Here is a 6,580-nt window from a genome sequence, read left to right on the forward strand (position 1 = left end):
AGATACCTACAGCGTGAGGCAGCCGAAGGGATGACAGTGGCTGAACTGATCGATCTGCGGACAGACACCGTGACCCGGCCGACGCCGGGGATGCGGGAGGCGATGGCCGCCGCCGAGGTGGGCGACGACGTCTACGGCGAGGACCCGACAGTCACCGCCCTGGAGGCGGAGGTGGCCGCGCTGTTCGGCCACGAGGCGGCGCTGTTCGCCCCGAGCGGATCGATGGCCAACCAGATCGCGCTCCAGTTGCACGTGCCGCCCGGCGACGAGTTGCTCTGCGACGCCGACGCGCACGTGGTCACGTACGAGGTGGGGGCCGCCGCCGCGTACGGTGGGATCTCCTCGCGGACGTGGCCCGCGGTGGGCGCGGACCTGGACCCCGACGTGGTCGCCGGGATGATCCGGCCGGACGGCTACTTCGCGGTGCCGACCCGCGCGATCGCGGTGGAGCAGACCCACAACCGGGGCGGCGGCGGGGTGATCCCGCTGCCGACGCTGCGCCGCATGCGCGAGGTCGCCGACGAGCACGGGGTGGCGCTGCACTGCGACGGTGCCCGGATCTGGCACGCGCACGTCGCGGACAGGGTGCCGCTGGCCGGGTACGGCGAGCTGTTCGACACGCTTTCGGTGTGCCTCTCCAAGGGCCTCGGCGCGCCGGTCGGCTCGCTGGTGGTGGGCAGCGCGGAGAAGATCGCCCGCGCGCGGGTCCTGCGCAAGCGGATGGGCGGTGGCATGCGGCAGGTCGGCATTCTTGCCGCCGCCGGCCGGTACGCGCTGGCGCACCACGTCGAGCGGCTCGCCGAGGACCACGCGAAGGCGGCCCGGCTGGCCGAGGCGGTCGCCCCGCACGGGGTGCTCGCGTCGGTGGTGCGCACGAACATCGTGCCGCTGGACCTGACCAAGCACCCTCTCGACGCGCACGCGCTGGCGGCAGCCGCGCGGGAAGCCGGTCTGCTGATCTCGGTGCTCGGCCCGCGTACCGCCCGGTTGGTGACCCACCTGGACGTCACCGACGAGCAGATCGACAGCGCCGCCACCATCCTCGACACCGCCCTGCGCGCCTGACCCTCCGGCAACGCCGTGGCGAGGGCGGGAGGAAACGGCTGTGTCAGGGGCGCAGGCGTTTGAGGGCGGCGATGTCGGCGGCGTGGCCGACGTGCTTCTCCGTCGGGGTCTCCACCAGCACCGGTACGCCGGCGGTCGCCGGATGGCGCATCAGCTCGGCGAACGCCGGCTCGCCGATGGTGCCCTTGCCGATGTTCTCGTGCCGGTCCCGGGTGGAGCCGCACAGGTCCTTCGAGTCGTTCGCGTGCACCAGCCGCAGCCGGTCGGCGCCGACGGTGGCGACCAGCGTGTCGAGCGTGGCGGTCATGCCGCCCTCGGCGGCCAGGTCGTGCCCGGCCGCCCAGGCGTGACAGGTGTCGAAGCACACGCCCAGCATCGGGTGCCGGTCGACCGCGTCGAGGTAGGGGCCGAGGTGCTCGACCCGGGACGCCAGTGACCGGCCGCCCCCGGCGCTCGGCTCGACCAGCAGCATCGGCCCGCCGGTGGCCGCGGTCTCGTCGAGCAGCGGGAGCAGCGACTCCCGGACCTGCCGCAGGGCCGCCTCGGCGTGCCCGGCGTCCACCGAGCTGCCGGCGTGGAACACCACGCCCTCGGCGCCGATCGCCCGGCCCCGCCGCAGCGCGTGGGCGAGCGTCTCCGCCGACCTGGTGACCGTCGCGGGGGTGGGGGAGCCGAGGTTGACCAGCAGCGACGCGTGGATGAACACGGGCAGGCCACGCTCGGCGCAGCCGTCGCGGAACAGCGCGTCCTGCGCCGGGTCACCGGCCGGCAGCGCCCAGCCACGCGAGTTCGAGACGTAGACCTGCACCACCTCGGACCCGGCCGCATCCGCGTACGGCAGGGCCGCCCGCGCCAGGCCACCGGAGGTGGGGGTGTGCGACCCCACCGGCCGGCACCCGTTCGCCGCGCTCACAGGCACGTCACAGTGATCGTGGTGCCCGGCGGCACCGGCGTGTTCTCGGCCGGGTTCTGGATCCGGACGATGCCGTTCGGGTTGAGCTGGATGTTGACCGGGAAGCCCTGGCTCTCCAGCGTCTGCTTGGCCTGCTGGCAGGGCATGTCGACCACCCGGGGCACGGCCACCTGCGGCGGGCCCTTGCTGATCTCCAGCTTGACCTGGGCGCCCTTTTCCACACCGGTGCCGTCGGCCGGGCTCTGGCCGAGGATCTCGTCCTTCGGCTTGTCGGACTCCTTGACGTTCTCCACCGGCTTGAGCCCGAGCCGCGCGAGGATGGCGCGCGCCTCGGTGAGGCTCTTGCCGACCAGGTCGGGCACGCTCACCGGGGCGCGGCCCTTGCTGAGGATCAGCGTCACCTTGGCCCCGGGCTTGACCTCAGTGCCCACCTTCGGGTCGGTGGCCAGCACGACACCCGCCGGCAGCGCGTCGTCGTAGCGGGAGCTGCCCTTGGCCGCGACCAGGTTGAGACCCTCCAGCTCCACCTGGGCGAGCGCGAAGTCCTTGCCCACCACGTCCGGCACCGGCAGGCGCTCCGGACCGAGCGACAGGGTCAGCGTGATCGTGCCGCCCTTGACGATCCGGGCGGCCGAGCCCGGCGCCTGCCCGAGCACGGTGTCCTTCGGGACGTTCTCGTCGTACCGGGGGTCGGCGTAGCGCAGCGTGAAACCACCGCGCTGGGCCTGCGCCTCCGCCTCGGCCTTGGTGAGGCTCACCATCTGCGGCGCGACCGTGTAGCGGCCCACGCCGAACCACCAGCCGCCGACGGCGGCGACCAGGCCGAGCACCACGACCGCCGCGGCGACGGCCAGCCGGCCGCGCGGCGAACCCATGATCCGGGTACGCAGGGCGGCGAACCGGGCGCCCACCCCCTCCGGTTCGGCGGCGCGGCGGCGGTGCGGGCGCTGGGTGGCGGCGCCCTCGGGCAGCCGGGCCCATGACGGGCGCTCGATCGGCTGCAGCGCGGCCACCACCTGCGTCGGCTGGCTCAGCACCGCCGTGTCGTCGCTGAGCTGACGCAGGACAGTGGTGTGCGTGTGCGGGTTGCCCAGTTCCTCGCGGGCCGCCTGCACCTCGGTCAGCAGCGCCGCGGCGTCGGCCGGACGGGCGGCCGGGTCGCGCCGGGTGGCCCGGGCGACGAGCGCGTCGACAGCCGGCGGCAGCGCCGGAACCAGCGTGGACGGGGCCGGCACGTCCCGGTCGACGTGCTGCCAGGCGACCTCCACCGGGCGGTCGCCGTCGTAGGGCACCCGGCCGGTGAGCATCTCGAACAGCACGATGCCGGCCGAGTAGACGTCGGTGCGCGGGTCGGCGTGGCCCTGGGTGACCAGCTCCGGCGCCACGTACGCCACCGTCGCCATGAGCTGGTTGCCGTTCTCGTCCTCCGCGCTCGCCTCGACGGCCCGGGCCAGCCCGAAGTCGGCCACCTTGACCACGCTGTCGACCAGGTCGCGGCTGCCGCCGGCGGGCACCTCGGCGACCAGGACGTTCTCCGGCTTGACGTCGCGGTGCACCAGGCCGGCCCGGTGCGCGGCGGCGAGCGCGGCGAGCACCTGCTCGGTGATCGCGAGCGCCTCGTCCGGGTTCAGCCGGCGGCGCTAAAGCGAGCACGTCACGCAGCGTGCGGCCGCGCACAGTCGTACAGGAGCGCACTCTTCTGCCGAACTTAAAGCGTTACAAACGGTATATCTAACCCAGGCTCGCCCGTCGCCCGGGACATCGGGAGGTGAGCTAGCATCTATTGCACAAGAGCTTATGAAACTCAGTAGGTCCGAATTACAAGATTCACCAGGTACGGCAGGCCGGCGTGGATGCCCTGGTCGTAGACCGCCACCACGTTCGGGTGGGTGAGCCGGGCGATCGTCTTCGCCTCGTCGGTGAACCGCTCGACGAACCCGGCCATCCGGGCCCGGGCCTGCGGCGCCTGGGTCGGGTGAATGATCTTGACCGCCACGGTGCGCTCCAGGCGCTCGTCGGTGGCGGTGTACACGGTCGCCATGCCGCCACGGGCGACGCGACCGCGAATGCGGTAGCGCCCCTCGATCAGCGAGCCCAGCAACGTGTCGGCGACCTGTGTGTCCATCGGCAGGCAGTCTATGTGTCGGAAGGGTGAACGTAGAACAGGATGCTACCGCCGGGTTGGGACACCGGTGGCCCGGCGCGCTCCGGCGCAGGTCGGGGGGGTGCCGTGCACCGGATCCGGCGGGCACGTGGCAGGGTGGTCGGGTGACCGATTCCGTACCCGCCGAGACCGGCGCCGACCTGGCCGGACCGGCCGACCCGGCCGGCTGGCTGACGCTGCCCGACGTGGCCGAGCGCCTGGACCTGTCGATCAGCAAGGTGCACCAGATGATCCGCGACCGCGAGCTGCTCGCGGTGCGCCGCGACGGCGTCCGCCGCGTCCCGGCCGACCTGGTGGCCAACCGCACCGTGCTCAAGCACCTGCCCGGCGTGCTCAACCTGCTCGCCGACGCCGGGTACGACGACGAGGAGGCGCTGCGCTGGCTCTACCGGGAGGACCCGTCGCTTCCCGGCACCCCCGCAGTGGCCCTCGGCGGCGACCTGGCCCGCGAGGTCAAACGTCGAGCCCAGGCCGTGGCCTTCTAACCCACCCCCACCCACCCAACCACCCCGTCGATCATGAAGTTGACGGCGAAGTCGATCTCCAAAAGTGCCGCCAACTTCATGATCGACCGCTTCGGAGGCGGGGGACAGCGCGGGGGAGTGGCTGTCAGGCGGGGCGGCGGGTGGCGGCTATGGCCAGGTCCACCAGCGCCTGGCGGGCCTCGGTGTCCAGGTCGACGGCGGTGAGCGCGGCCAGCGCGCTCTCCGTGAGCGCGGTGATGTGCCGTTCGGCACGCTCCAGCGCGCCGCTGGAGGTGATCAGCTCGCGCAGCCGGTCCACCCCGGCCGCGTCCAGGTCCGGTACGCCCAGCCCGGCCAGCAGCGCCTCCCGGCCGGCCTCGTCGAGCGTCTCCAGGGCGGCTGCCACCAGGTACGTCCGCTTGCCCTCGCGCAGGTCGTCACCGGCCGGCTTGCCGGTCAGCTCCGGGTCGCCGAACACGCCCAGCACGTCGTCGCGGAGCTGGAACGCCTCACCCAGCGGCAGCCCGTACGCGGAGTAGGCGGCGTGCACCTCGGGCGGGGCGCCGGCCAGCGCGGCGCCCAGCAGCAGCGGCCGTTCGACCGTGTACTTCGCCGACTTGTACCGGGCCACCTTGGCCGCCCGGTCGAGCGAGGTGTCAGCGGTCGCCTGGGTCAGCACGTCCAGGTACTGCCCGACGGTCACCTCGGTGCGCATCTCGTCGAAGACCGGCCGGGCCCGGGCCACCGTCGCCGGCGGCAGGCCGGAGGAGTGCAGCAGCTCGTCGGACCAGACCAGGCACAGGTCACCCAGCAGGATCGCGGCCGAGTCGCCGAACGCGTCCGCGTCGCCGCCCCAGCCGGCCGCCCGGTGCCGGGCGGCGAACCTGCGGTGCACCGCCGGCTCGCCCCGCCGGGTGTCCGACCGGTCCATCAGGTCGTCGTGAATCAGCGCGCTGGCCTGCACGAACTCCAGCGCGGCCAGGGCGGCGACGACCTGGTCGGAGTCGACTCCGCCGGCGCCCCGGTAGCCCCAGTAGCCGAACGCCGGGCGCAGCCGCTTGCCGCCGCCCAGCACGAACGCCTCGATCGCCTCGGCGACGGGCAGCAGGCCGTCGTCGACGGCGGTCAGCCAGCCGCGCTGGCCGGCCAGGAACTCGGTGAGCGCCTTGTCGATCCGCTGACGCAGGCCGGCACGGTCGACGGGGGAAACGGGAGCAGCGTGGGTCACGCCACGACGCTAACGGTTCGGGCCCGCTCCCGTCGTGCCGCCGTCCCGGCGTGCCTCGCAGCTCACCGGCGGCGACGGCCGCCACGGGTGCCGTGACGGCAGGTACGGACGGGTCGCCGCGAGCAGCCGTGCGTACCCCCGGGTCGCCGGTCCGGGCGGACGGCGGGCCAGCCCGCGGCGGAACTCGGTGAGCTGGCCGACGGCCCGGGGCGAACCGGAGCGGACCGCGTCGAGCAGCGCCTCGCCGGCCACCGCGCACGCCTCGGGCTCCGCGCCGAGCCCCAGGTGCGCCCGGGCCAGCCAGCCGCCGTACACGGCGGAGCGGCGCGGGCGGCCCGGCGCTGTCACCACGGGCGTCAGCAGCGGCACGGCCGCGGCGGCCCGGCCCAGCGCGACGAGCGTGCGCCCGGTCATCGCGGCCAGCTCGGCGGCGTCCAGCCAGTAGAGCCACTGCGGCTCCCGGCCGGGTTCCGGCGGCCCGGCCCGGTCGGCGCCGGCCAGCGCCTCACCGGGGCGCGACGCCGCCCGCCGAGCGCGGCGGCGAGGGCGACCCGGTGCAGCAGCAGCCCCGCAGCCCCGGGGAGGCGGTGGCGCGGCTGGCCGCGTACCCGATCCGGGCCAGGACCAGCGCGCCGGCCGCGTCACCGGCGTCGGACAGCAGGTGGCTGGCCGACCCGCACGTGCCCGGCCAGCGGCGGCTCCCCGGCGGCCCCCGGTCCCGCAGCGCCAGCCGGTAGGCGACCAGG

The 6,580-nt window shown here is 74.4% G+C and carries 5 protein-coding genes and 3 pseudogenes; 2 read left to right on the plus strand and 6 right to left on the minus strand.

Annotation, left to right across the window (positions count from 1 at the left end; genetic code table 11):
• The first annotated feature begins 30 nt into the window (after window positions 1-30).
• Entirely contained in the window at window positions 31-1,065 is a 1,035-nt protein-coding gene (locus MCBG_RS28565; protein ID WP_043329430.1) for a threonine aldolase family protein, read from the plus strand.
• A 43-nt stretch (window positions 1,066-1,108) separates the two neighbouring features.
• Here the strand turns inward: MCBG_RS28565 and MCBG_RS28570 are convergent, their stop codons facing one another.
• The 3 genes and pseudogenes from MCBG_RS28570 to MCBG_RS28580 all read right to left on the minus strand — a co-directional run.
• Window positions 1,109-1,978 (minus strand): deoxyribonuclease IV, encoded by an 870-nt coding sequence (locus tag MCBG_RS28570; protein ID WP_181373819.1) that lies wholly within the window; start codon window positions 1,976-1,978, stop codon window positions 1,109-1,111.
• Window positions 1,975-3,663: pseudogene (locus MCBG_RS28575) on the minus strand (PASTA domain-containing protein); the annotation flags it as partial. The pseudogene MCBG_RS28575 and the gene MCBG_RS28570, both read right to left, overlap by 4 nt.
• A gap of 143 nt (window positions 3,664-3,806) precedes the next feature.
• Window positions 3,807-4,103, minus strand: a pseudogene (locus MCBG_RS28580) (serine/threonine protein kinase); the annotation flags it as partial.
• 143 nt (window positions 4,104-4,246) lie between these two features.
• On the opposite strand from MCBG_RS28580, the gene MCBG_RS28585 reads away from it, so the two are divergent.
• Window positions 4,247-4,627: an Rv2175c family DNA-binding protein gene (locus MCBG_RS28585; protein ID WP_043329433.1), complete on the plus strand. Its 381-nt coding sequence runs from the start codon at window positions 4,247-4,249 to the stop codon at window positions 4,625-4,627.
• A gap of 124 nt (window positions 4,628-4,751) precedes the next feature.
• Here MCBG_RS28585 and MCBG_RS28590 read toward each other — a convergent pair whose 3' ends face one another.
• From MCBG_RS28590 to MCBG_RS34480, 3 genes and pseudogenes are all read right to left on the minus strand, one after another.
• A complete protein-coding gene (locus tag MCBG_RS28590) occupies window positions 4,752-5,834 on the minus strand; it encodes a polyprenyl synthetase family protein (protein WP_043329435.1) in 1,083 nt (360 codons plus the stop codon).
• A gap of 9 nt (window positions 5,835-5,843) precedes the next feature.
• Window positions 5,844-6,248, minus strand: coding sequence for a hypothetical protein (locus tag MCBG_RS34475; RefSeq protein ID WP_223201366.1), 405 nt, complete (start codon window positions 6,246-6,248; stop codon window positions 5,844-5,846).
• Window positions 6,249-6,339: 91 nt separating this feature from the next.
• Window positions 6,340-6,580 (minus strand): annotated as a pseudogene (locus MCBG_RS34480) (hypothetical protein); the annotation flags it as partial.

It is taken from the genome of Micromonospora sp. M42 (genome assembly GCF_000568915.1).
In the GTDB taxonomy this organism is placed as follows: domain Bacteria; phylum Actinomycetota; class Actinomycetes; order Mycobacteriales; family Micromonosporaceae; genus Micromonospora; species Micromonospora chalcea.